This is a genomic window from Pseudonocardia endophytica (genome assembly GCF_004339565.1).
GTDB lineage: Bacteria > Actinomycetota > Actinomycetes > Mycobacteriales > Pseudonocardiaceae > Pseudonocardia > Pseudonocardia endophytica.
Genome location: NZ_SMFZ01000002.1, coordinates 2,857,275 through 2,880,661 on the forward strand (window position 1 = coordinate 2,857,275; position 23,387 = coordinate 2,880,661).

The window sequence follows — 23,387 nt, forward strand, 5'->3', positions numbered from 1 at the left end:
GACTCGCCGCGGATGGCGATGGAGCTCGCCGACAACCGCACCGGAGTGCTGATGGCTCCTACCGACAGCGTCTGTGGGTAGGTGGTGTGCGTGTCCGTCCGTGTGATCGTGGCCGTGGCGGTCGGGGGAGTCCTCGGCGCCGAGGCCCGGTACCTGCTGGGGATCGCGTTCGCGACGCCACCCGGTACCTGGCCGTGGACCACGTTCTGGATCAACGTCACCGGCTGCCTGCTGATCGGCGTGCTCTACACGGTGCTCACCGAGCTGACCACGCCGCACCCCCTGTTGCGTCCGCTGCTGGGCGTCGGCGTGCTCGGCGGGTACACGACGTTCTCCACGTTCTCGGTGGAGACGGTCGGTCTCGTCGACGCCGGACGTCCCGGGCTCGCGCTGGCGTACGCGCTGGTCACGCCCGTCGTCGCGGTGCTCGCGTGTGCCGTCGGCGTCGGCGTGACCCGGCGGGTGGGGGCGACGGCGTGACGGCCTGGACGGTGCTGCTCGTCGCAGTGGGGGCGGTGGTCGGTGCGCCGCTGCGCTACGTCGCGGACACGGCGGCCAAGAAGCGGTTCGCGTCGGCGTTCCCGTGGGGGACGTTCGCGGTCAACGTCGCCGGGTCGCTCGTGCTGGGCGCGGTGACCGCGGGCGCCGGAGTGTTCGGGCATGCCGTCCAGGCGCTCGTCGGCACCGGGTTCTGCGGGGCGCTGACGACGTACTCGACGTTCGGCTACGAGATCGTCTCGCTGACCGAGCGCGGGGACCGCCGCACGGCGGTCATCTATCTGCTGGTCAGCGTCGTGCTCGGCGTCCTGGCCGCGGCCGCGGGTTTCGCACTCGTGCGGGCCGCACTGTGAGCACCGAGGAGGACCGGACCATGCTCGTCGCCTACGGCCACGGACCGGACGGGGACCACGTGCTCCGCGTCGCGGCCGGCCTCGCCGCCCGGATCGGAGCCACCCTGCTGGTGGTGCATGTCGTCGACATCCGCGACGAACCCGTCGACCCGGACGCCGCCGCGTTCGACGAGGACACCGAGCGCGCGGTCGCCGGGCTGCGGACGCACGTCGACGCCGTGCTGGGTGACCTGGACGGTCCGCAGTGGACGCAGACCGTCCTGCGGGGCGACCCGGTACGGGCGCTGTCCGCGGCCGCCGAGGAGCACGACGTCGCGATGATCGTCGTCGGGTCGCGCGGCGGCGGTGCGGGTGCGGCGCTGTCCCGGCTGCTCGAGCCGTCGGTGTCCCAGGGCCTGATCCGCCACCAGCACCGCCCGGTGCTGGTGGTGCCGTCCTGATCTACAGCTGCACCCCGCGGGTCAGGGCGCCGTCGGCGACGAGGTTCGTCCCGCTGATCCGGCTCGCGAGCGGGCTGACCAGCATGATCACGGCGTACGCCGTCTCCGTCGGGTTGCCCATCCGGCCGGTCGGGTTGAGGCCGAGCGCCGTGGCGAAGAACGCCGGGTCGCCCTGCTCCACGTTCTGCCACACGCCGCCGTCGAAGTAGACGTTGCCGGGGGAGACCGCGTTCGCGCGGATGCCCTTCGGGGCGAGATCGAACGCGAGCCCGGACACGTAGTGCACGAGCGCCGCCTTCATCACGCCGTAGGAGCCGTCCGCGAAGTCGATCTCGCGTCCGGACACACTGGACACGGCGGTGATCGACGCGGCGTCGCTGCGCTCCAGGTGCGGCAACGCGGCCTCGACGAGGTGCACGGTGTGCATGAGGTCGACCTCGAAGCTCGACCGCCAGTTCTCCTCGCCCGGCCCGATCGCGAGCGCGCTGACGTTCGCGACCACGGCGTCGATCTGCCCGAACCGCTCGGCGGACTCGGCCACCCATGTCGCGACGGCAGCGCCGTCGGCCACGTCCACCGCCGAGCCCGCCACGTCGGCGCCGGCCGCGGTCAGCTCGGCCTCGGCCGCCTTCACGCCCTCTTCGCCGCGCGCGCAGAACGCGACCCGCGCGCCCTCCGCGGCCAGGCCGTCGACGACCGCCCGCCCGATCCCGCGCGAGCCGCCGGTGACGAGCACGACGCGGTCCTTCAGCTGCAGATCCACTTCGGACTCCTAGACGGTTCTGGCCTGCTCGCGCAGGTGACGGTGGACGCCGCCGTACGCCGCGGCGTCCGGTAGCAACGACTTGGCGATCTTCGTGACGGCGCTGTAGTTCGTGTCGACGACGTTGGCCAGCGGCGACTCCGCGGCCTGGGTGAGCAGCTGGTAGGCGTCCAGACGGTCGAGCCCGTACAGCTCGCCGAGCCAGGCGATCATGCCGATCTGGCTGGCCCGCCAGGCGTCCTCGAGCGGCCGCGACGAGCCGACGACGACGTAGTGCGTGTCCGACTCGATCCGCGGCCATGCGGGCGCCGGCTGCCCCTTGATCAGTTCGACCAGCAGCGTCACGTCCATCGCGCCCTCGACGGCCGTCCCGCAGCTCTCGCCCTCGCCCTGCCGGTAGTGCCCGTCGCCGACGGAGAACAGCGCGCCCTCGACGTTGACCTGCAGGTAGCAGGTGACGCCCGCCCGCATCTCGGGCGTGTCCATGTTGCCGCCGAACACGTCCGGGACCAGGCTCGACCGGACCTCGCGGCCGGGCGGCGCGACACCGACCGTGCCGAGCATCGGGTTGCACGGCAGCTCGAGCTGCAGATCGATGCTCTGCGCCTCGAACCGGACGACGCCGCGGTCGCGGTCCAGCTGGTAGATCCACGTCCGCTCGGGCAGCGGCTCGTGCAGCAGGGCGGTCCGGTCGGTGACCGACAGGGCGCCGAAGAACGGGATCGTCGACGACGCGCCCCAGTCCCGGGCCGGGGTCAGCCGCGCGAGGTGCAGGGCCAGCGTGTCGCCCGGCTCGGCGCCCTCCACGTAGAAGGGGCCGGTCTGCGGATTGACCTCGGTCATGTCCAGCACCTCGCTGGCGCGGTGCGTGGTGCTGGTCAGGCGGCCGGAGAACGCGTCCTCGGTCCACAGCTTCAGGCACGTGCCCGGCGTGATCCGGTGCGTCGGCGCGACCCCGCCGAACGTCCAGGCGTACTCGTGGCGCTCGGGGCGGTACTCGACGACCTGCATCGGGCGATCCTGGCGCGCAGGGGGGCCGCGGGCAAGACCGTGATCACCGGTCCGGTACGGATCGATGCCGCCTGCGGCACCGATCGACGCCGGAGCGCCGATCATGCGAGGGCTGCGCTCGAAGCGTGCCCAGGACCTGCTGCGCTCGTCGAACCTGACGGTCACCGAGGTGTGCCTGCTCGTCGGCTACTCGAGCCTCGGGTCGTTCAGCTCCCGGTTCCGACGGCTGGTGGGGACGAGCTCGGCGTCGTCGAGGACACCGACGTGTCCATGGGGGACGGGTTCCGCTGGGTCACGATCCACCACCCGGACCACCCCGAGCTCGAGGTGACGCTGATGGTCCCCGGTCCGCCCCTGGACGACGGCATGGCCGAGGCGGTCCGACGTTCACTGGCCGCCGGCCGGATGGGTGGTTTCGGGCTGGCCACCGACGACTGTCACGGCGACTACGAGAAGCTGTCCGCCCGGGGCGTCGAGTTCCCGCAGCCGCCCGCCGACCGCCCCTACGGGATCGAGGCGGTCATGCGGGACAACTCCGGCAACTGGTTGGTCCTGGTGGAGCAGAAGCCGTACACCGGTTCGGACTTCCCGCACGCATAGTGATCGACGCTACGCTGCCGCGATGGCGAGGTACTTCGACGTGCACCCGCAGAACCCGCAGCCGCGCAGCGTCTCCCAGGTCGTGGACATCGTCCGCGACGGCGGCCTGATCGCCTACCCGACCGACTCGTGCTTCGCGCTCGGCTGCTCGCTGGGCAACAAGGAGGGCCTCGAGCGGATCCGGCGGATCCGGCATCTCGACGACAAGCACCACTTCACGCTCGTGTGCGCCGACTTCGCGCAGCTCGGGCAGTTCGTCACGATCGGCAACGCGGTGTTCCGCGCGATCAAGGCGTCCACGCCGGGCAGCTACACGTTCATCCTGCCCGCCACGAAGGAGGTGCCGCGCCGGCTGCTGCAGGCGAAGAAGAAGACCGTCGGCGTCCGGATCCCGGACCACGCCACGACGCAGGCGCTGCTCGCGGAGCTCGGCGAGCCACTGCTGTCCTCGACGCTGCTGCTCCCGGGGCACGACGAACCGCTGACACAGGGCTGGGAGATCAAGGAGGAGCTCGACAACGCCGTCGACGCCGTCATCGACTCCGGTGACTGCGGAGTGGAGCCGACGACCGTCGTCGACCTCTCGGGTGACGAGCCGGAGATCACGCGGGTCGGTGCGGGTGACCCGTCCCGCTTCGAGGAGTAGTACGACCGGGTTTTCGCGGACCCGGCAGACTGGGGTCATGCTGACCGCGCCCGAGCGCCCGTCCGAGGGGTGGTCCGCGCGTCCGGAACGTGTCCGGCCGTCGCGCCCGATGGCGATCGGGATGGCGGTCGTCGTGGTCGCGGTTGCCGTCGGTGTGTGGGCGACCTGGTCGACGACGATCGACGACGCGTTCATCACGTTCCGGTACGCGCTGAACTGGGCGCACGGCGACGGTCCGGTCTGGAATCCCGGCGAGGACCCGGTCGAGGGCTTCACGAACTTCGCCTGGACGGCGTGGGCCGTCCCGTTCCTCGCGATGGGGGCGCCGCCGGAGGTCGTCGCGAAGCTGACGTCCGCGGTCTGCGCGGTGCTGACCGGCTGGCTGCTGCTGCGCGAGCCGCGCACGACGGTCGGGCGGGTCGGTGCGGTCGGGGCGTTCCTGCTGTTCCTGCCGACCTACCTGCACATCGTCGCCGGGCTGGAGACGGTGGCGTTCGCGCTGGTCGTGCTGCGCGCGGTGATCGTCGGGATGCGGGTTCTCGACGGCCGCGACGCGCGTGTGTGGGAGCTGCCGGTCCTGCTGCTGGCCGGCGGCATGCTCCGCCCGGAGGGCGCGCTCGCCGTCGCGCCCGCGCTGGTCTGCTGGCTGTGGCTGCGCCGCCGGGACCGGACGGCCTGGCTCTGGACGGGTGGCGCCGCGGTCGTCGGAGCCGGGTACTTCCTGTGGCGGTGGTCGTTCTTCGGGCACCTGCTGCCGAACACGTTCTACGTCAAGTTCGGTCACCTCGACGCCGGGGAGCGCTGGATCTCCGCCACGGTGTGGGCGCTGCTGCCGCTGCTCGTGCTCGTCGTGCTGCTGGCGGCCAGGACGGCGACCCGCAGGCCCGGCGTGCTGGCCCTCGTGACCGTGGTGCTGCTCTGGGCGCCGTACGCCGTGTCCGGGCCGTCGATGGACTACGTGCACCGGTTCGCGTTCCACGCCGTCCCGGTGCTGTGCCTGGCGGCGGGCCTCGCGCTGGACGCGCTGCGCCCGCGCGTGGTCGCGGCGGTGGTGGGTGTCGTCGCCGTCGGATGGACGGCCGTGGCCGGGGTGTCCGCCCCGGACGCTCCGGTGATCCTGAACTACGGGACGGACCTGCAGCGCACCCACGAGGCGATCGGCAGGGGACTGGCCGAGTCGCCGGTGCCCGGCCCGCAGCGCACGCTGGCGGTCACCGACGCGGGGGCGATCCCGTACTTCAGCGAGTGGAACGCGATCGACTACATCGGGCTCAACGACGAGGCGATCGCGCACGGGGCCGCGCCGACCGACGTGGTCGGGGCGGCGAGCCCGACCGTGATCGTCGTGACCGGCGGGGCGGGCGGACCGCCCGTGGCGGCGTACGGGCTCGACGTGGGACGGGTCACCGCGGGCTACGAGCGGGTCGCGTCGGTGTGGCTGCGCGAGAACTACTGGCAGTACGTGTTCGTGAAGCCGGAGTTCGCTGGGCCGGTCGGTGCGGCCGTGCGGACCGAGGTCGGACGGGCCCAGGCGGAGTCCGACGGGCGGTGGGACGAGTCGTGGGACCGGTGGTTCGACCGGGTCACGGGCTGAGCAGGCGCCTCAGCGCCGCCGCCAGTTCGTCGGCCGGCAGGGTGCGGCCGAGCAGCGACTGCAGGAGCACACCCTCGACCAGCGCGACGACGGCGCGTGCCTGCGCCGGACCGGCGCCCGCGTCGACGAGCAGGGTGGTCAGGCGGTCCGCCCACCCGAGCGCGACCGGCGCGAGCTCCGGACGTCGCGCGGCCAGCAGATAGAGCTCGTACTCGGCGGCCATCGCCGCATCGCCGGCACGGCCGTCCCACCCCTGCACGGCCGCCGCCAGCGCCGCGACCGGCTCGCCGCCGTCGCGGACCGTCCGCGCGGCGTCCTCGACGGCCAGCTCGTACCGGCGGCCCGCCCGGGTCAGGGCCGCGACCAGGATGTCGTCGACGCGGGGGAAGTAGTACCCGGGAGCGGCGGCGGGCACACCGGCCCGCGCGGCCACCGCCCGGTGGGTGACCGCACCGGCGCCACCGGCGGCGATCACGTCCATGGCGGCGTCGAGCAGGAGCTCCCGTCTGCGGTCCCCGCGGGCCCTGCGGCCGTCCGTCTCCCCGGTCACCGGTGCTCCGCCTCCTCGGTCACCGGTGCTCCGCCCCGAGCTCCAGCGCCAGGACTCCGCCGATCACCAGCGCGATCCCGCCGAGCTGGACCAGGGTCAGTCCGTCGCCGAGGAACACCGCCCCGATGATCGCGACGAGCGCGACGCCCGCCGCGGCCCAGATGCCGTACGCGACGCCGAGCGGGATGCCGGCGACCAGAGCTCGGGACAGCAGCAGGAACGCGGCGACGTAACCGACCACGACGACGATCGACGGCACCAGCCGGCTGAACCCCTCGGAGAGCCGCAGGCTGACCGTGGCCGCCACCTCGCTGAGGATCGCCAGGGCCAGGAACACGGCAGCCGGCATCGCCGACCTCCTCCACAAGAAGTGAGACATATGTACAGCTAGTCTAGCGCGACACGCCGTGCGCACGGGGTGCGTGGGACGGATGGTGATCGGCGCTACGGTCGGCCCCACCGTCCCGGGATACGGCCCGTCGCGTCTGCCCGTCCGCCGGGCGTGTCGACGCTGTCACCTGGGAAGATCGTTCCCACTGGTGCACCGCCGACCCCCGCGTGTCGCACCGTCCACCGCACGCCGAGAGGCAGCCGGTCAACCGGCCGGTAATCTCAGGGCCCGAACATGCCGAATCTGCGCGAGGATCGGCCGTCGGGGTCCGCTAGGGGGCTCCGTTCCAGCGTTCGGAGGACAGCGCGTGCAGCGAGACGACCCGACGGGCCACGGGCCGGGCGGTCCCGCGCCGGTCGGGCCAGGGGCCGACACCGTGTTGGCCGCGCTCGCCCACCGGCTGCGGGCACGGTCCGAGCGCCAGCAGCTGCTGACCGAGCGGCTGCGCTCCGGTGAGCTCCGGCCCGGTGCGCTCGCCGACCTCGCCGAGCTGGCGGCCGCCGCCCGGCGCGGCGTGCGCGACGGCGACCACATCCTCGTCATGGCAGGCGCCGAGGTACCGGACCGGGGGAGCGGCGGGGGGCCGGTGCCGCTCGGGCAGGCGCTCTCCGCGGCTGTGGCGGCCAGCGAGGCCGCGTCCCGGACCGTCGTCCCGCCGACGCCCAGCCTGTCGCTGGAGCCGTCCGTGGCCCCGGTGTTCGCGCAGATCATGGCCGAGCTCCTGGCGCACGCGACGGCCGCGACCGCGCCGGGCGAACGCCTCGAGGCCCACACGCGGTGGGGGCCCGACGGCGGCCTGGTGCTGGAGCTGCTCAGCCCGCGCCCGGTGCCCACCCGCACGCCGCTGGACGATCTGGACCGGATGCTGTCCGCGGGCCGTCCGGACGGGCCGGTCGCTCCGCAGGAGATCGGTCTGTACCTGGCCGCGCGGCTCGCCAGGGCGATCGGCGGCCGCCTCGGCGTGCGCGGATCGCCCGGTGTCGCGTCGGCTCCCGGGCCGTCGCCGGTCGCCGTGCTGCAGCTGCCGCCGTCGGTGCTCGCGGGCGGTTCGCGACCGGGAGAGGACGCCCTGTCCTCGTCCGACGAGCCGGCCGTCACCGACGAGTCCGACGTGTTCGGCGACAGCGGTTCCGCGGGCGACGAGCCGACCGGTCTCGTGCCGTCCGCCCCGTCGCCGTCCTCTCCGCCAGGAACCTCGCCCGGCGACCCGCTGTCCGGTCCCTCCGACCCGGAGCCCTCGGCTCCGCCGTGGCCACCGGTCCCGGCCGCCGACGCCGGGACGAACGGTGCGCACCCGCACACCCCGATCCCGAACGACCCGTTCTCCACCGAGGGCGCGCCGAACGGATCCGGTCCGCCGGGCGCCGTGCCGAACGGGCCGCTGTCGCAGATCCCGTACGGCTCGCCCGCCGAGCAGCGGGAGACGCCGTCCGGGCCGGGTGTGGCCCGGCTCCCGGTACCTCCTCCACCGCAGGAGCCGCAGGCACCGCTGGCGCCCCCGTCGTCGTCCCCGCAGGAGGGCTCGCCGCTCCCGCCGCCCGGCCCGCCCGGTCCGACGGGCGCGGGTCTGCACATTCCGCCAGGACCGCGCGGTCCGGGTGGTCCCGGCAGGCCGGGGCAGTTCTCCGGTCCCGACCAGCCGGGTCCTCAGCTGTCCGGCCCGAACCAGCCCGGACAGAACCGGCACGGCCCGGGTCAGCCGGGTCCTCAGCAGCCCGGCTCGCCGCAGCGCGGCCCGAACCTTCCCGGCCCGAACCAACCCGGCCCCGTCCCTCCCGGCGCGGGTCCGTCCGGGCCGAACGGCGTCGGACCGAACCGTCCCGGACCCGGCCCGATCGGGCCGGGCGGTGCCGGGCAGAACGGGACCGGGCCGGACCGGGCAGGGCCGGGCCGGGACCCGCTCGCGCCGGGGCCGTTCCCGCCGGAGGAGCCCGACGCCCCGCCGGTGACCGAGGCGCTGCCGGTGTCCGGCACGACCCCGCCGGTGGAGCTGTTCGGGCCGTTCGACTCGGAGGTGCCGGTGCCGGTCGACGACCTCGACGGGACCCCGATCTTCGCCGCCGTCGCGTCGGCGTGGTTCCGGGACCCGAACACGACGCCGAACGGCGCACCCGCCGCTCCCGGCACGAACGGCCGCCGGCCGTCCGGGGAGCCGACGAACTGGACGACGGCCGGGGACGCCGAGTTCGAGGCTGCGCGCTCGCGGGCCGAGCGCGTCGTCGAACCGCCGGTCACCGCGAACGGTCTCCCGATGCGGCGGCCCGGGCAGCAGATGGTGCCGCCCGCGCGTCGGAACTCGCCGCCGCCCGCCCCGCAGGCGCCCGCCGCGTCCGAGCGTCAGCCGGACCGGGTGCGCAACCGGCTGGCCAGCTACCAGCGCGGGCTGCGGGAGGGGCGCCACCGCGCGGCCGAGGAGAACACGGGCGACCTGAACGGGGCGGCCCCGCACGGTCGCAACGGTCACGCCGCGGGCTGAGTGCCCTCGGCCCAGCCGTCCGGGTCGTCCCAGGCCTGCAACGTGCGGCGGCTCTCGAACCGCCGGTCCTCGCCGGTCACCGGGTCGGTGAACTCGAGCGTTCTCGCGAGCAGCTGCAGCGGGCGTGTGAAGTCGTCCAGCGGGCGTTCGTGCAGGTCCGGGTAGAAGTCGTCACCCAGGATCGGCACGCCGAGGCCGCTCATGTGCAGCCGCAGCTGGTGGGTGCGGCCGGTGCGGGGCCGCAGCGTGTAGCGGGCCGTCCCGTCCCGGTGCCCGGCGAGCTCGACGCGGGTCTCCGCGTTCACCGGGCCCGGTTCGGTGCGGGCCTGCACGATGCCGCGGTGCTTGACGATCCGCGACCGCACCGTGCGCGGCAGCGCCAGCGACGGGTGGTGATCTGCGACCGCCTCGTACGTCTTCCCGACCCGGCCCTTCGCGAACAACGACTGGTAGGCCCCTCGCAGCTCCCGGCGCACCACCAGCAGCAGCACACCCGCGGTCGCCCGGTCCAGCCGGTGCGCCGCCCCGAGCTCGGGAAGGCCGAGCTCCTCACGCAGGCGCACCAGCACGGTCTCCCGGACGTGGCTGCCGCGCGGGATCGTCGCCAGGAAGTGCGGTTTGTCGACGACGACGATGTCGTCGTCGCGGTGCAGCACCTCGATCCGGAACGGCACCGGCGCCTCGTCCGGTAGGTCGCGGTGCACCCAGAGCGTCGTGCACGGGACGAACGGCGCGTCCGGCGCGACCGGCCCGTCGCGCCCGACGATCTCGCCCGCGGCCAGCAGCTCGTCGATCCGGGCGGGGGAGACGCGGGTCAGCCGGTCGACGAGGTGCGCCCGCATGGTCGGCCAGTCGCCCTCGGCGGGCGTGCGCAACCGCGCCGCGTCCAGCCCGTGCCGCTGCGGCAGCGGGGAGCGCGGGGTGCGTCGCCGCCGTCTCGTCGTCACCGGACCATTGTCGCGGGAAACACGCTTCACCCCGCGCGGGGGCGTGTGTGAGCATCGCCGACCGTGACCCTCGCGACCTACGCTCCCTACCTCGCGATCTCCGTCGCGCTCGTACTGGCCCCCGGGCCGGACACGGCGGTGCTCCTGCGCTCCGCGCTCGTCGGCGGCAGGCGGACCGGCCTGGTGACGGCGGCCGGGGTGTTCAGCGGGAACATGCTGCAGGGGACGGTCGCGGCGCTCGGCCTGGGTGCGCTGCTCGCCGAGTCGCACGTGCTGTTCACGGTGCTGCGCTGGGTGGGTGCGGCGTATCTCGTCGTGCTCGGGATCCAGGCACTGCGGGCGGCCCGGCGGGGTGCGTACGCGGCGCTCGGCGAGGTGCCGCCGGGTGGTCGGCGACGGGCGTTCGTCACCGGGGCACTGTCCAATCTGACCAACCCGAAGGTGCTGGTCATGTACCTGTCGGTGCTGCCGCAGTTCCTCACGCCCGGGGTCACCGGGGTGGGCGACGCGCTGCTGCTGGCGTGGACGGTCGCCGTGCTCGGCGTCGTGTGGCTGGTGGCTCTGACCCTGGTGGTGCACCGCGCCCGCGCGTGGTTCTCCCGCCGCCGCGTGCGGCGGGCGTCGGACGCCGTCACGGGCGTGGCACTGCTCGGCTTCGGCGCCGCCCTCGCGGTGGAGTAGCCGCCCCGTCGGCCATCCCGACACGGCGCACGCTGATCCGTCGGATGCGCTCCGCCAGGGAGAACGCGTGCGCCCCGACGCACGCGTTCTCCGATCCTGAGCGCGTTCCGTGCGCCGGCGTGCTGCCGGCGGGACAGGCCCGCTGATCACGGTGCCCGGCTTGCGACAGCACGCTCAGCGCCGTCCGGCGAAGCGGGCCGGGCCCACGCCGAGCATCTTCGTGAAGTGCCGCGTCAGGTGCGCCTGGTCGTGGAAGCCGACGGCCGTCGCGACCTCGGCGGGCGGGACGCCGTCGAGCAGCAGGTGCCGTGCCCGGTCGATCCGGCGGCCGGTGACGTAGGTGTGCGGCGGCAGCCCGAACTCGCGTCCGAACGACCGGACCAGGTGGGTCGGGCTCGCGTGCAGGATCCGCCCGGCCTCGTCCAGCGTCACGCCGTCGACGAGCCGAGCGTCCAGCAGGTCGCGCAGCCGCCGGGCCAGCGGCCGGTCGGCGAGCCGGACCGGAACGTCGAGCCGCGGGGCGAGGTGGGTGCGCAGCCGCTCGGTGATCGGGCCGAGCCTGCTCTCCGCCTCCAGCGCGTCGTCGTCCAGCGCCCCGTGGAGCTCTGCGATCCGCCTGCGCAGCAACGGATCCGGTAGATGTGGCTGGTCGACCGCCGGACCGATCAACTCGGCCTCCAGGGCGCCGGCCTCCAGGTAGACGACGCGCTTGTGCAGGTCGGCCGTGCGCCCGTCGTGCGGGACCTGGGGCGGGAGCAGCATGACCGTGCTCCGGTCGGCGTCGTGCGAGTCGCGGTGCAGCTCGTAGCGGACGCCGCCGCGGTCGACGAGCAGGAGCGTCCACTCGTCGTGGGTGTGCATCGGGTAGGCGTGGTCGGTGAACGTCGCGTGCAGCACCTCGGCGATCCCCGGCACCCCGGGCCGCCACGCGCGCACGGCCGAACCCATGTCAGGAACGTACAAGACCCGGGGCCGCAGCCGTCCGACGATGTGCGGCATGAACGCCTTCCCGACGAAGATCGCCATCGTGGTCCGCGACGACCTGGAGCCCTGGCAGCGCCTCAACGTCACCGCGTTCCTGGCCGGCGGCATCGCGGCGGCCGTCCCGGAGCTCATCGGCGAGCCCTACGTCGACGGCGGCGGCGCGACCTACCTGCCCGTCTTCGGCCAGCCGGTGCTCGTGTTCGAGGCGACGAAGGACGTGCTCACGGCGGCGCACGGCAGGGCGCTCGGCCGCGGGATGCCGATGGCCGTGTTCACCTCCGACCTGTTCACGACCGGCAACGACGAGGACAACCGGGCCGCCGTGGCCGCCGTCGCGACCGAGGAGCTGGACCTGGTCGCGATCGCCGTGCACGGCCCGAAGAACGCGGTGGACAAGGTGACCAAGGGAGCGCGGATGCACCCGTGACCGCCGGGTAGCGTCCTGCGGGTGACGGATGAGGACCTGCCGCTCGCCGGGGTGCGGGTGCTGGAGCTGGGCAACTACATCGCCGCCCCGACGGCCGGGCGCCTGCTGGGCGACTTCGGCGCCGAAGTGATCAAGGTCGAGCGGCCGCGGAACGGGGACGAGCTGCGCAACTGGCGGCTCTACGGCGGGGACACGTCGATGCTGTACCGCACGGTGAACCGCAACAAGCGCTCGATCGTGCTGGACCTGCGCACGGGCGCCGGCCGCGACGCCGTCCTCGACCTGACCCGTCAGTGCGACGTCGTGCTGGAGAACTTCCGTCCCGGCACGCTCGAGCGCTGGGGCCTCGGCCCGGACGAGCTGGACCGCGCGAACCCGGGGGTCGTGCTCGTGCGGGTGTCCGCGTTCGGGCAGACCGGGCCGCTGTCGAAGCGTCCGGGCTTCGCGGCCGTCGCCGAGGCGATGGGCGGACTGCGGGCGCTGGTCGGGGAGGCCGACCGGCCGCCGTCGCGCACCGGGGTGTCGATCGGCGACTCGATCGCCGGGCTGTACGCCGCGTTCGGCGCGATGATGGGCCTGTTCCAGCGGGAGACCCGCCGGGGGACGGACCGGCCGCAGCACCGGCGCGTCGACGTCGCACTCAACGAGGCCGTTCTGTCCATGATGGAGTCGCTGATCCCCGACCACCTGGCCTACGGCGTCGAACGTTCCCGGGTCGGCGGACGCATGGAGGGCATCGCGCCGTCCAACGCCTACGTGTGCGCCGACGGCGGCAGCGTCGTGATCGCCGGCAACGGCGACTCGATCTACGGCCGGTTCATGCAGGTGATCGGCCGCGACGATCTCGGGTCGGCGGACGATCTGCAGAGCAACGCCGGCCGCTGGGCCCGCCGGGACGAGCTCGACGAGGCCATCGAGGCGTGGACCCGGTCGCTGCCCCGTGACGAGGTGCTCGAGCAGCTCCTGGACGCCGGTGTGCCGGCCGGCCCGATCTACGACGCCGCCGACATCGTCGCCGACGAGCAGTACGCGGCCCGCGGCATGGTCCAGTACTTCGACGTGGACACCGGCGGCGACGCTCCGGCCCGCGTCGGCTTCCCGGGCGTCGTCCCGGTGCTCGACGGCGCGTCGGTGCCGGTCCGCAACGTCGGCCCGGACCTCGGCGCGGACACCGAGGACGTGCTCCGCACCCTGCTCGGCTACGACGACGCGAGGGTGGCCGCCGCCGTCGGTGACGCATGATCGGCGGGAGTGGAGGCAGCGCGCCACGGATGGCACGATCCGGCCACTCCCGCTGATCACGCGAGGTCGATCAGTCCCGCTTCCGCGTGAGGTGCAGGTCGGCGGCCTCGCGGTAGCGCTCCCACAGCCCGTCGGTCTCGACGCCCTCGAAACGGGCGGGCGGGGCCGCGGGCTTCCACGACGGCGGCGCGTCCCCACGCCTCAGCACCCAGGCGGCCTGGCGCGCGGCCCCGTCGGCGACGTACTCGCCCGGCTCCGGGACCGTCACCGGCACCCCGAACACGGTCGGCGCGATCTCCCGCACGGCCCGCGACCGGGCCGCCCCACCGACCAGCCGCACCGCTTCGACGCGCACGCCCTGCTCGGCCAGCGCCTCCACCCCGACCCGCTGTCCGAGCAGCATGCCCTCGACGGCCGCGCGGGCCAGGTTCTCCCGGGTCGTGTTCGCGAGCGTCATGCCGTGCAGCGCGCCGGTGGCGTCCGGCAGGTTCGGCGTCCGCTCGCCCTCCAGGTACGGCACGACGGTCAGGCCGTCCGCACCGGGTGACGCGGCCAGCGCGAGCCTGCTGAGCTCGTCGAGGTCGCAGCCGAGCAGCCGGGCCGCCGCGTCCAGCACCCGAGCCGCGTTCAGCGTGCAGACCAGCGGCAGGAACGCTCCGGTCGCGTCCGCGAACCCGGCGACGATCCCGGTCGGGTCCTTGGCCTGGACCTCGGAGCGGGCGAACACCGTGCCGGACGTGCCGAGCGAGACGACGACCTCGTCACCCGCGTCGACGCCCAGCCCCGCGGCCGCGTTGTCCCCGGCGCCGGGACCGACCCGCACTCCGTCCGGCCCGTCGACCGACTCGGACGGCCCCAGCACGCGGGGGAGGGCCACGTCGCGGCCGAGCGCGCGCTGCAGCAGCCCGGTGCGGTACGAGCCGGTGCGGGCGTCGTAGTAGCCGGTGCCGGACGCGTCGGAGCGGTCGGTGACCAGCGCGTCCAGGCCGGGCGCACCGCGCAGCTTCCAGGTCAGCCAGTCGTGCGGCAGGCACACCGCGGCCGTGCGCGCCGCGTTCTCCGGCTCGTGCTCGGCGAGCCAGCGCAGCTTCGTGACCGTGATCGAGGCGACCGGGACCGAGCCGGTCAGCTCCGCCCACCGCTCGGCCCCCAGCTCGACGACGAGGTCGGCGGCCGCCGCGGCCGAGCGTGTGTCGTTCCACAGCAGCGCCGGCCGCACGACCGCGCCGGAGGAGTCGAGGCAGACCATCCCGTGCTGCTGCCCGCCCACGGCGAGCGCGTCGACGCCGTCGAGGCCGCCGGCCTGCTCCAGCGCCTGCTGCAGCGCCTCCCACCAGCGCTCCGGATCGATCTCCGTCCCGTCCGGGTGCGAGGCCCGCCCGGACCGGACCAGCTCACCCGAGTCCGCGTCCCGGACGACGACCTTGCAGGACTGCGTCGACGAGTCGACCCCGAGCACCAGCGCCATGACCCCACCCTGCCATCTCGTCGTCCGGTTCCCGGAATCCGGCGGACCGGGCGGTGCTTGTCGATGTGCACATACCGGTGGAGGCGCCAGAGCCGTCGAACTGACAGGCTTTCGCCCATGAGCGACGAGCAATGGTTCTGGTGTCTCAGGCACGAGAGGGTCGAGCCCCTCGAGGGCTGTCCGGCGAAGGACCGGATGGGCCCCTACCCGGACCAGGCGACGGCGGCTCGCGCGCTGGAGATCGCGCACGAGCGCACGGAGCGCCTGGACAGGGAGGACGAGGAGTGGGAGTGGGGCCCCCAGAAGTGAGCCGGGTCGTCGTCGTGACCGGCGGCAGCCGCGGGATGGGCCGGGAGATGTGCCGGGCCTTCGCCGCGCAGGGGGACCGGGTCGTCGTCGCGAGCCGGAAGGCCGAGGCGTGCGAGGAGCTGGCCGCCCGGCTGCGCGAGGAGCACGGCGTCGAGGCGATCGGTGTCGGCTGCCACGTCGGCCGCTGGGCGGACTGCGACGCGCTCGTCGACCGGGTGCTCGCGGACTTCGGCCGGGTCGACGTGCTGGTCAACAACGCGGGCATGTCGCCGCTCTACCCGTCGCTGACCGAGATCACCGAAGAGCTGTGGGACAAGGTGATCGCGGTCAACCTCAAGGGGGCGTTCCGGCTCGGCGCGCGCTGTGGCGAACACATGGCCGCGAACGGCGGTGGGTCGATCGTGAACGTGTCGTCGATCGCCGCCGTCGCACCGAACCCGCGCGAGCTGCCCTACGCGACGGCGAAGGCCGGGCTGAACGCGCTGACCGTCGGGCTCGCGCACGCCTACGCGCCGCACGTCCGCGTCAACACGGTGATGCCCGGCCCGTTCCGCACCGACATCGCCGACGCGTGGCCGCCGGAGATGCTCGAGCGGTTCGAGTCCGAGGAGGTCCCGTTGCGCCGCATCGGGGAGGCCGACGAGGTCGTGGGAGCCGTGCTCTACCTGACCGGGCCGACGGCGTCGTTCACCACCGGCGCCACGATCAAGATCGACGGAGGGCTGACCTGGTCGACCTGATCACCTGCGGGTCAGCCGCACCGGCATGCCGCCGACCGGGACCGGCAGCGACGTGTTGTCCCAGCGCAGCTCGTGACCGGACACGACGTCCCAGCGGTAGCGCCGCAGCATCTCGTGCAGGATCGCCGTGACCTCGAGCGTGCCGAAGTGCAGCCCGATGCACTTGTGCACGCCGCCGCCGAACGGGATCCAGGCGTCGCGGTCCGAGCGGTCCTCGCGCCGGTCGGGCCCGAAGCGGTCCGGGTCGAACCGGTCGGGGTCGGTCCAGCAGGACCGGTCGTAGTGGTTGACGGCCGGTGCGACGACGACGCGGGAGCCGGCCGGGACGTGGTAACCGGCGACCGCGGTGTCGTGCACGACGCCGCGCATCACGATCGGGACCGGTGCGTCGAGCCGCAGCGCCTCCTTGATCACCAGGTCCAGGCTGGTCAGCGAGCGCAGCGCCGCGACGTCCGGTACCGCGTCACCCCGTGTGCGATCGAGGGCGTCGGACTCGGCGCGGCAGCGTTCCTGCCACTCCGGGTTCCGGGCCAGGTGGTACGCCGCCGACGAGACCGTGATCGTCGACGTGTCGTGGGCGGCCATCATCAGGAAGATCATGTGGTTGACGACGTCGTCGTCGGAGAACGACTCGCCGTCGTCGGTCTCGGCGTGGCAGAGGGCGGAGAACAGGTCGTCGCCGTCCCCCGCGCGCTTGGCCGGCAACGCGTCGCGGAACCACTGCTCCAGAAAGGCCCTGCCGCGCAGGCCCTTCCACCACCGGCTGCCCGGGACCGGACGGCGCACGAACGAGTTCGCGGCCTTGACGCAGTCCACGAACGCGCGATTCACCGCGGCCGCCTCCGGACCGCTGCGCGCGTCCATGAACACCTGCTGCGCGACGTCCAGCGTGAGGTCCTTCAACGCCGGGTACAGCCGCAGCGTGCCCTCCCACGACGGGAGTGTCTCGCGCACGACGGGCACGGTGCGCGCCACGTAGCTCTCGATCCGCGGGGCGGTGAACGCCTCCTGCATGATCCGCCGGTGCATGCGGTGCTCGTCGAAGTCGAGCAGCATCAGCCCACGGTGGAAGAACCGGTCGATCGTGGACCGCCAGCCCTCCTGGGAGAACGCCTTGTCCCGGTTGGCCAGCACCTCGCGCGTCGCCGACGGACCGGTGACGACGACGGCGTTCCCGGTCGGCCCGCGCATCCACCAGACCTGCCCGAGCAGGTCGGTGCGGGCGCGGTTGAACCGGCTGCCGAACCGCACGTACGGCAGGGCATGGCCGAGCACCCGCAGGCCGGAGTCGCCGGGCACCGGCCGCAGACCCTCCGGCGCCGCGGAGAACGGGCCGGGGTCCCGACCGTGCAGGCCGCGCTCCATGAGCGCCGCCTCCCACCGGGCGGGGACGGGCAGCTGCAGCACCGACGACCAGCGCTCCCGCGCCGCGTCGACGAGGCGTCCGGGGCGCACGCGTTCCATGACCGTCACGGCGTCGAAGTTAGACATATTGCGCCGATGTGTCCAGGGAGTTGACGGCGGACGCTAGATTGTCGGAATGGCGGAGCGACGGTCGATGGCCCGGCGGGCGCGGGAGGACCTGCGTGCCGAGGCGCTCGACGTCGCCGAGCAGATGGTCGTCTCCGACGGGCCGCGTGCCCTGTCCATGCGCGAGCTCGCGACGCGCACCGGGGTCAGCCGCCAGACGCTCTACAGCGAGTTCGGCGACCGGGCCGGGGTCGCGTCCGCACTCGTGCTGCGCGCGACCGACGGGTTCCTGAGCCGGATGGAGGCGGCGCTGGTCGGCGCGGACGACCTGTACGCCGCGTGGTCGGCGACGGTCGGCGCCGCGCTGTCGGAGGCGGGGGAGAACCCGCTGGTCAAGGCGTTGCTGACCGGTGAGGCGGAGCTGTTCGGGGCGGACTCCGGGCCGATGGTCGACGCCGCGGTGGAGCGCGCCGTCGTCAACCTCGCCCGGCACTGGCCGGACCTCGACCCGGCCGACGTCGCGCTCGCCGCCGAGACGGCCACCCGCCTGACGGTGAGCCACGTGGTGCTGCCGCGGCACCCGCCGGACGTCGTCGCGGAGCAGGTCGCGACCGTCGTCGTGCGGATCCTGCGGCGCGGCTAGCCGATCATGTGCCGCAGGTAGAGATCCGGGTCGGTGAGGTAGCGGCGCCACTGCGCGACGAGGTCGAGGTCCTCCCACCGTGCCTGCCGGGTGCCGTGGTCCCCGACCTCGACGATCGCCGCGCCGGGTGTCGAGGCCAGGATCGGTGAGTGCGTCGCACAGATGACCTGCGCGCCGGTGCGTCCGAGCTCGTGCATGAGGGCGACGAGCTGCAGGCTGGACTGGAACGACAGCGCCGACTCCGGCTCGTCGAACAGATAGAGGCCGGGCCCGCCGAGCATCTGGTCGAACACGGTGAGAAAGCCCTCGCCGTGGCTCATCGCCGTGGTGTCGCCCGACCAGAAGCCGGGGACGCCGCGCACGGCCTCGAAGAAGCCGAATGCCGTCTCGGCCCGCAGGAAGAAGCCCTTGCGCGCGGACCGCGGACCGCTGCGCATGCGGCGGCCGCGGTCGGTGACGTCGAGCTCGAGGACCTCGCCGAGCGGCGACGGTGGCGGGCCGTCGTGCGCGTAGCGGTTGCCTGCCTTCCCGCCGTGGGGGTCCAGCTTGAACGCCTCGGCGACGGCCTCGACCAGTGTGGACTTCCCGGATCCGTTCTCGCCCACGAGGAACGTGACCGGCGCGGGAAACTCCAGCCCGCGTCCGACGAGGTCGGCGATGCACGGGACGGTGTACGGCCACCGGTCCCGGCGCTCGGGCCGGGACCGGTGCGGGATGTAGGCACGGCGGACGAGCACGTAGCCCAGCATCCCGCATGCGATCAGTCGTCGAGGCGGGCGGCCGATCGTCGCACCTGCCGGACGAGCCACGTGACGTACGCGGCGGGGGCGCCGACCACGGCGCCCGCCACGGCGACCATCAGGAGGAACGCGCCGAGCAGCAGGAACCACCCGCGCTCCCGGCGGCGTGCCTGCTCCTCGGTAGGAACCGGTGCCCGGATCGGTCATGCGTGACGTGTGACAGGGCGGACGTGGCGGCGCGGCCGTGCCGGACCGCCCATCGCCATCAGGCCCGGACGGCGTCCCCCGCACCGCGGTCGAGCCGCCACGCGTCGACGACGGCCAGCAGCGTCAGCGCCGTGAGCAGCCCGAACGCCATCCGGAAACCGCCCTGCAGCGCCGTCGCCGCGACGGCCACCCCGAGCCCCATCGCCGTCTGCTGCACGACGGCGTTCAGCGTGTTCGCGTGGCGCAGGGCGGCGCCGGTGAGCTCGGCGAACGCCATCGTCGTGTACGCGGTGAGCCCGACCGAGCGGGCCGCGCCGCTGACCACGCACACCGCGACGACGGCGGCGAGCGGCACCGCGGACGTCCAGACCGCGCAGGCCACGAGCGTCAGCGCCAGCACCACGCCGGACACGACCAGAAGCGTCCGCAGGCCGAACCGGTCGATCAACGCCGTGGAGACGGGCCGGACGCCGACGTTCCCGGCGAACACGGCGAGCACCACCGCACCCGCCGTCACGGCGCTCCAGCCGAACACCTCCTGGAACTGCAGCGGCAACAGGAACGGCACGGCCGAGACGACCATCCAGAACAGCGCCCCGCCCGCCGCCGTGGCCCGGAACGAGCGCACCCGCAGCACGGACAGGTCGACGAGCGGGTGCGCGGTCCGTCGCAGGTGCAGCACCGCGCACCCGAGCACGGCGAGGCCCACGACACCGGTGACCCCGGCCGTCGTCGCACCGCCGTCGACCACGAGATGCGACGCCCACACGACACCGCAGAGCCCGACGGCCGTGAGCACCAGCCCGGTCCGGTCCAGCGGCGCGACGGGGCGTCCGGCCGACGTCCGGATCCACCGCACCGCGAGGACGAGCCCGACGGCGCCCAGCGGGACGTTGATCAGGAACATCCACCGCCATCCCGCGTACGTCGTGAGCAGCGCGCCGAGCAGCGGGGCGATCACCGGCGCCACGAGGCCGGGCCAGAACACGGACGCCATCAACCGCGGGACGTCGCGCTTCGCGACGCCGTCGACGAGCATCAGGCGCCCGACCGGCACCATCAGCGCGCCGCCGACCCCCTGCGCGACCCGGAACGCGACCAGCTCGCCGAACGCCGTGCTCAGCCCGCAGCCCAGCGACGCCAGCGTGAACACCGCGATCGCCGCGAGCAGCACCCGCCGGTAGCCGAAGCGCTCCGCCAGCCACCCGCCCACCGGCAGCGCCACGGCCATGGCCACCAGGTAGGCGGAGATCACCAGGCCGACCGCCTCCGCCGTCGTGCCGAGCGACGCCGCGAGCGGGGCGGCCGACGTCGTGACGATCGTGACGTCGAGGTACTCCATGAAGAAGCAGCCCGCGACCAGCAGTGCCGGGCGGCGGGCCCCGGTCATCCCCGCGCGAGGCGGGGCAGCACCGCGGACGCGACGGCGATCAGCAGCGCGGCCGCGACGACGAGCACGCCGAAGTCCAGCGCGAGCCGCGCGTCGGTGCCGACGATCAGGCCGCGCAGGGCGTCCACCTCGTAGGACAGCGGGTTGACGTGGTTGATCCACTGCAGCCACGTCGGCATCAGCTCGACCGGGTACAGCGCGTTGGAGGCGAAGAACAGCGGCATCGTGATCGCCTGCCCGATGCCCATCAGCCGGTCCCGGGACAGCACGAGCCCGGCGATCGTGATCGACAGGCAGCAGAAGAACGCGGACCCGAGCATCAGCGCGACGATCACGCCCAGCCACTTCAGCGGGTTCCCCGTGACCCCCACCCCGAGCAACAGCGCCAGCAGGAGCACGACGACGGCCTGCGCCACGGCCCGCACCCCGGCCGCGAACGCCTTCGACGCGACGAGCGCGATCCGGGGCGTCGGCGTGACCAGCAGCTTGGACAGCACGCCCGCGTCGCGCTCCCAGATGATCTGGATTCCGTAGAAGATCGCGATGAACAGCGCGGACTGGGCGAGGATGCCCGGTGCGAGGAAGTCCAGGTACGGCGTGGAGCCGGTCGGGATCGCGTGGATCCGGGTGAAGACCTGGCCGAACACGATCAGCCACAGCGCAGGCTGCACGGCGCGCGTGACCAGCTCGGTGCGGTCGTGGCGGAGCTTCTGCAGCTCGACCAGGCACATCGTCCCGATCCGGGACAGCGCCGTGCGGGTCAGGGCGAGCGGGCCCGGCTCCCGGTCAGCCGAGGCGGCCGGCGGTGCGACGAGTGGCACGGACATCGCGCATCCCCTTCTGCTGGTCGTCGGCGAGCGTGTCGCCGGTGTGGTGGCGGAACACGTCGTCGAGCGTCGCGTCCTCGCCGACGTCCGCCTTGAGCTCGAACGGCGTGCCCAGCGCGCGCAGCCGCCCGCGGTGCATCAGCGCGATCCGCTCGCAGTGCTCGTCGGCCTCCTGCATGGCGTGCGTCGTGACCAGCACGGTCATCCCGGTCGTGGCGCGGATGGCGGAGATCCGTTCCCAGACGACGTCGCGGGCGACCGGGTCCAGGCCGACCGTCGGCTCGTCGAGCACCAGCAGTCGCGGGGCGCTGACCAGCGCACACGCCAGCTCGAGCCGGCGCACCATGCCCCCGGAGTACGTCTTGGCGGGGCGGTCGGCCGCATCGGTGAGGTCCATCGCGTCCAGCGCTGTCTCGACCTGGGTGGACCGGTCGCGGCGCGGCACGTCGAACAGCCGCGCGAACAGCGTGACGTTCTCCCGGCCGGTCAGCGTGCCGTCGGCCGAGAGCTGTTGCGGCACATAGCCGATCAGGCGGCGGACGGCGGTGCGGCGGCGGTCGACGTCGTACCCGAGCACGGAGATCGCGCCCGGCGGGGCGGGCAGCAGTGTGGTGATCATGCGGATCGTCGTCGTCTTGCCTGCCCCGTTCGGCCCGAGCAGTCCGAAGACCTCACCGGGCCGGACCTCCAGGTCCAGGCCGTCGACGGCAACGGTGTCGCCGAACGTGTACCGGAGCTCCCGGCACGCGACGGCGGGCTCGTCGATCATGTGCCCTCCTCGATCCGTTCCAACAGGTGGGCGAGCGCGGGCAGCGCCGCCGTGATCGCCGCGGCCTCGGCGGCGGGCAGGCCGGCCAGCGCGTCGTCGACGAGCCGGCCGCGGGCCTCACGCCAGTCGCGCAGCCGTTGCTCGGCGGCCTCGGTGAGCCGCAGCCGCACCGCCCGCCGGTCCGACGGGTCGCGCCCGCGTTCCAGTAGATCCTCCGCGACGAGCTGGTTGACCAGTGTGGACACCGAGTTCTGCGCGAGGTGCAGCGCGTCCGCGGCGGCGGCGACCCCGATCCCGGGCTCGGCCTCCACGGCCTGCAGCAACTCCAGCTGGGCGCCCCGCAGCCGCGGACCCGGGACCCGATCGCGCAACCGCCTGCGCACGACCCGGCGCAGTCCGGTCACGACCGCGAACAGCTCCTGCGCGGTCGCGGTGGTGGTGGGCATGCCATCGAGATTAGATCGTAGTCAGAGCTATCAGCAATGCTCACGTTCCGCGGATGGCCGTCCCGACGAGCGCTGTCTCGTGTGTCGAGCCCGTGACCTGCAGCGTTCCGTCGTCGCCGTCGACGACGGTGACCTCGAACGCGTCGCCCACCCGGACCGGCGCGACGAAGCGGACCCGCAGGTCGGCCCAGTCCGTGGTGACCTCGTCGAGCGCCCGTTCGACGACGGCGAGCAGGTAGAGGCCCTGTACGAGCGGGCGGCCGAAGCGGGTCGCGGCCGCGAACTCCGGGTCGGTGTGGATGTGCCCGGTGCCGCCGCTGAGCCGTCCGAACGCGTCGACGTCGTCCTGGGTGAACACGCGCTTCATCGGGTCGCCTCGCCCCACAGGTAGGTGCCGCTGGTCGTGCAGACCGGGGTGCCGTCGTGGGCGTACGCGATCTCGAGGTCGACGTGCCGACGCCCGTTGCGCTCGGTCGCGCCGGTGACGCGGACGACGACGTCGAGGACGGCGCCGACCGGGACCGACCCGTGCACGACGACCCGCTCCCGGGTGTGGATCGACCCCTGCTCCATCCGGCCGCCGAGGCCGGCGAACATCGGCCGGAACGTGCTGAACACCCAGGGGCGCACCGTCTCCGACGGACGTTCGGCACCCACCAGTCGGTCGTACTCCGCGACGAGCTCGGCGCTCAGGTGGTAGGTCGTGCGCAGCTCCCGTCCGGGTTCGAGAGCGGAGAACGGGACGTCGTCGAACTCCTGTGGCAGCCGGCCCACG

General features: G+C 73.7%; 29 protein-coding genes and 1 riboswitch. Of the genes, 14 read left to right on the forward strand and 15 right to left on the reverse strand.

From position 1 onward, the window contains the following. Positions 1-5: 5 nt before the first annotated feature. Positions 6-68, forward strand: a riboswitch (Fluoride riboswitch). Between the two features lie 22 nt (positions 69-90). The 3 genes from crcB (EV378_RS32095) to EV378_RS32105 are packed head-to-tail and all read left to right on the forward strand — an operon-like array spanning position 91 to position 1,291. Next, positions 91-480 carry a fluoride efflux transporter CrcB gene (gene crcB / locus EV378_RS32095; protein ID WP_243653861.1) on the forward strand — a complete coding sequence of 130 codons (390 nt, stop codon included), beginning with the start codon at positions 91-93 and terminating at the stop codon, positions 478-480. After that, positions 477-851, forward strand: a complete 375-nt coding sequence (gene crcB, locus EV378_RS32100) for a fluoride efflux transporter CrcB (protein ID WP_132431368.1) — start codon at positions 477-479, stop codon at positions 849-851. The genes crcB (EV378_RS32095) and crcB (EV378_RS32100) overlap by 4 nt, the downstream gene beginning before the upstream one ends. Beyond that, entirely contained in the window at positions 848-1,291 is a 444-nt protein-coding gene (locus tag EV378_RS32105; RefSeq protein WP_132431370.1) for a universal stress protein, read from the forward strand. The genes crcB (EV378_RS32100) and EV378_RS32105 overlap by 4 nt, the downstream gene beginning before the upstream one ends. 1 nt (position 1,292) lies before the next feature. Here EV378_RS32105 and EV378_RS32110 read toward each other — a convergent pair whose 3' ends face one another. Both EV378_RS32110 and EV378_RS32115 read right to left on the reverse strand, forming a co-directional pair. Then, positions 1,293-2,054, reverse strand: coding sequence for an SDR family NAD(P)-dependent oxidoreductase (locus EV378_RS32110; RefSeq protein WP_132431372.1), 762 nt, complete (start codon positions 2,052-2,054; stop codon positions 1,293-1,295). A gap of 9 nt (positions 2,055-2,063) precedes the next feature. Beyond that, positions 2,064-3,065, reverse strand: a complete 1,002-nt coding sequence (locus tag EV378_RS32115) for an acetamidase/formamidase family protein (protein WP_132431374.1) — start codon at positions 3,063-3,065, stop codon at positions 2,064-2,066. Between the two features lie 103 nt (positions 3,066-3,168). Here EV378_RS32115 and EV378_RS37175 point away from each other — a divergent pair, with 103 nt between their 5' ends. The 4 genes from EV378_RS37175 to EV378_RS32135 are packed head-to-tail and all read left to right on the forward strand — an operon-like array spanning position 3,169 to position 5,905. Further along, entirely contained in the window at positions 3,169-3,396 is a 228-nt protein-coding gene (locus tag EV378_RS37175; protein ID WP_424511278.1) for a helix-turn-helix domain-containing protein, read from the forward strand. After that, positions 3,336-3,665, forward strand: a complete 330-nt coding sequence (locus EV378_RS32125; protein ID WP_341540468.1) for a VOC family protein — start codon at positions 3,336-3,338, stop codon at positions 3,663-3,665. The genes EV378_RS37175 and EV378_RS32125 overlap by 61 nt, the downstream gene beginning before the upstream one ends. Before the next feature lie 22 nt (positions 3,666-3,687). Beyond that, entirely contained in the window at positions 3,688-4,311 is a 624-nt protein-coding gene (locus EV378_RS32130) for an L-threonylcarbamoyladenylate synthase (RefSeq protein ID WP_132431378.1), read from the forward strand. 37 nt (positions 4,312-4,348) lie between these two features. Continuing rightward, entirely contained in the window at positions 4,349-5,905 is a 1,557-nt protein-coding gene (locus EV378_RS32135; protein WP_243653862.1) for a glycosyltransferase family protein, read from the forward strand. Here the strand turns inward: EV378_RS32135 and EV378_RS32140 are convergent. Both EV378_RS32140 and EV378_RS32145 read right to left on the reverse strand, forming a co-directional pair. Next, complete coding sequence (locus tag EV378_RS32140) at positions 5,895-6,455, reverse strand: TetR/AcrR family transcriptional regulator (protein WP_132431380.1); 561 nt, start codon at positions 6,453-6,455, stop codon at positions 5,895-5,897. The genes EV378_RS32135 and EV378_RS32140 overlap by 11 nt on opposite strands. Positions 6,456-6,474: 19 nt before the next feature. Next, a complete protein-coding gene (locus EV378_RS32145; RefSeq protein WP_132431382.1) occupies positions 6,475-6,804 on the reverse strand; it encodes a DMT family transporter in 330 nt (109 codons plus the stop codon). A gap of 349 nt (positions 6,805-7,153) precedes the next feature. Between EV378_RS32145 and EV378_RS32150 the strand changes: the two genes are divergently transcribed. Further along, positions 7,154-9,322: a hypothetical protein gene (locus EV378_RS32150; RefSeq protein WP_132431384.1), complete on the forward strand. Its 2,169-nt coding sequence runs from the start codon at positions 7,154-7,156 to the stop codon at positions 9,320-9,322. Here EV378_RS32150 and EV378_RS32155 read toward each other — a convergent pair. Then, positions 9,307-10,269 carry a pseudouridine synthase gene (locus tag EV378_RS32155; protein WP_243653863.1) on the reverse strand — a complete coding sequence of 321 codons (963 nt, stop codon included), beginning with the start codon at positions 10,267-10,269 and terminating at the stop codon, positions 9,307-9,309. The two genes, EV378_RS32150 and EV378_RS32155, sit on opposite strands and share 16 nt — an antisense overlap. Positions 10,270-10,332: 63 nt before the next feature. On the opposite strand from EV378_RS32155, the gene EV378_RS32160 reads away from it, so the two are divergent. Then, the gene (locus tag EV378_RS32160) at positions 10,333-10,950 is read left to right on the forward strand and encodes a LysE family translocator (RefSeq protein ID WP_132431386.1); all 618 of its coding nucleotides are present in this window, start codon (positions 10,333-10,335) and stop codon (positions 10,948-10,950) included. A gap of 174 nt (positions 10,951-11,124) precedes the next feature. Here the strand turns inward: EV378_RS32160 and EV378_RS32165 are convergent, their stop codons facing one another. After that, positions 11,125-11,898 (reverse strand): helix-turn-helix domain-containing protein, encoded by a 774-nt coding sequence (locus EV378_RS32165; protein WP_132431388.1) that lies wholly within the window; start codon positions 11,896-11,898, stop codon positions 11,125-11,127. Between the two features lie 49 nt (positions 11,899-11,947). Between EV378_RS32165 and EV378_RS32170 the strand changes: the two genes are divergently transcribed. Beyond that, positions 11,948-12,361 (forward strand): DUF2000 domain-containing protein, encoded by a 414-nt coding sequence (locus EV378_RS32170; protein WP_207908923.1) that lies wholly within the window; start codon positions 11,948-11,950, stop codon positions 12,359-12,361. A gap of 15 nt (positions 12,362-12,376) precedes the next feature. Next, entirely contained in the window at positions 12,377-13,603 is a 1,227-nt protein-coding gene (locus EV378_RS32175; RefSeq protein ID WP_424511279.1) for a CaiB/BaiF CoA transferase family protein, read from the forward strand. Between the two features lie 70 nt (positions 13,604-13,673). On the opposite strand, the gene xylB is transcribed toward EV378_RS32175, so the two are convergent. Beyond that, positions 13,674-15,071, reverse strand: a complete 1,398-nt coding sequence (xylB, locus tag EV378_RS32180; protein ID WP_132431394.1) for a xylulokinase — start codon at positions 15,069-15,071, stop codon at positions 13,674-13,676. Between the two features lie 117 nt (positions 15,072-15,188). Between xylB and EV378_RS32185 the strand changes: the two genes are divergently transcribed. Together EV378_RS32185 and EV378_RS32190 are read left to right on the forward strand one after the other, a co-directional pair. Next, positions 15,189-15,380, forward strand: a complete 192-nt coding sequence (locus EV378_RS32185) for a hypothetical protein (RefSeq protein WP_132431396.1) — start codon at positions 15,189-15,191, stop codon at positions 15,378-15,380. Further along, positions 15,362-16,120 (forward strand): SDR family NAD(P)-dependent oxidoreductase, encoded by a 759-nt coding sequence (locus EV378_RS32190; RefSeq protein WP_243653864.1) that lies wholly within the window; start codon positions 15,362-15,364, stop codon positions 16,118-16,120. Before EV378_RS32185 ends, EV378_RS32190 begins: the two co-directional genes overlap by 19 nt. Here EV378_RS32190 and EV378_RS32195 read toward each other — a convergent pair whose 3' ends face one another. Then, positions 16,121-17,584 carry a cytochrome P450 gene (locus tag EV378_RS32195; protein WP_132433016.1) on the reverse strand — a complete coding sequence of 488 codons (1,464 nt, stop codon included), beginning with the start codon at positions 17,582-17,584 and terminating at the stop codon, positions 16,121-16,123. It lies immediately after the preceding gene. Positions 17,585-17,660: 76 nt separating this feature from the next. Between EV378_RS32195 and EV378_RS32200 the strand changes: the two genes are divergently transcribed. Beyond that, a complete protein-coding gene (locus EV378_RS32200) occupies positions 17,661-18,233 on the forward strand; it encodes a TetR/AcrR family transcriptional regulator (protein WP_132431398.1) in 573 nt (190 codons plus the stop codon). Here the strand turns inward: EV378_RS32200 and EV378_RS32205 are convergent. From EV378_RS32205 to EV378_RS32235, 7 genes are all read right to left on the reverse strand, one after another. Next, on the reverse strand, positions 18,230-18,982 hold the full coding sequence (locus tag EV378_RS32205; protein ID WP_243653865.1) for an AAA family ATPase: 753 nt from the start codon (positions 18,980-18,982) through the stop codon (positions 18,230-18,232). The genes EV378_RS32200 and EV378_RS32205 overlap by 4 nt on opposite strands. Positions 18,983-19,238: 256 nt before the next feature. After that, the gene (locus tag EV378_RS32210) at positions 19,239-20,570 is read right to left on the reverse strand and encodes an MFS transporter (protein WP_132431400.1); all 1,332 of its coding nucleotides are present in this window, start codon (positions 20,568-20,570) and stop codon (positions 19,239-19,241) included. After that, on the reverse strand, positions 20,567-21,397 hold the full coding sequence (locus tag EV378_RS32215) for an ABC transporter permease (RefSeq protein WP_132431402.1): 831 nt from the start codon (positions 21,395-21,397) through the stop codon (positions 20,567-20,569). Before EV378_RS32215 ends, EV378_RS32210 begins: the two co-directional genes overlap by 4 nt. Continuing rightward, the gene (locus EV378_RS32220; protein WP_132431404.1) at positions 21,357-22,166 is read right to left on the reverse strand and encodes an ABC transporter ATP-binding protein; all 810 of its coding nucleotides are present in this window, start codon (positions 22,164-22,166) and stop codon (positions 21,357-21,359) included. The genes EV378_RS32215 and EV378_RS32220 overlap by 41 nt, the downstream gene beginning before the upstream one ends. After that, the gene (locus EV378_RS32225; protein ID WP_132431406.1) at positions 22,163-22,612 is read right to left on the reverse strand and encodes a MarR family winged helix-turn-helix transcriptional regulator; all 450 of its coding nucleotides are present in this window, start codon (positions 22,610-22,612) and stop codon (positions 22,163-22,165) included. The genes EV378_RS32220 and EV378_RS32225 overlap by 4 nt, the downstream gene beginning before the upstream one ends. Positions 22,613-22,652: 40 nt before the next feature. Further along, positions 22,653-22,979 carry a MaoC family dehydratase gene (locus EV378_RS32230; protein ID WP_132431408.1) on the reverse strand — a complete coding sequence of 109 codons (327 nt, stop codon included), beginning with the start codon at positions 22,977-22,979 and terminating at the stop codon, positions 22,653-22,655. Further along, entirely contained in the window at positions 22,976-23,386 is a 411-nt protein-coding gene (locus EV378_RS32235) for a hypothetical protein (protein WP_132431410.1), read from the reverse strand. The genes EV378_RS32230 and EV378_RS32235 overlap by 4 nt, the downstream gene beginning before the upstream one ends. Position 23,387 lies beyond the last annotated feature (1 nt).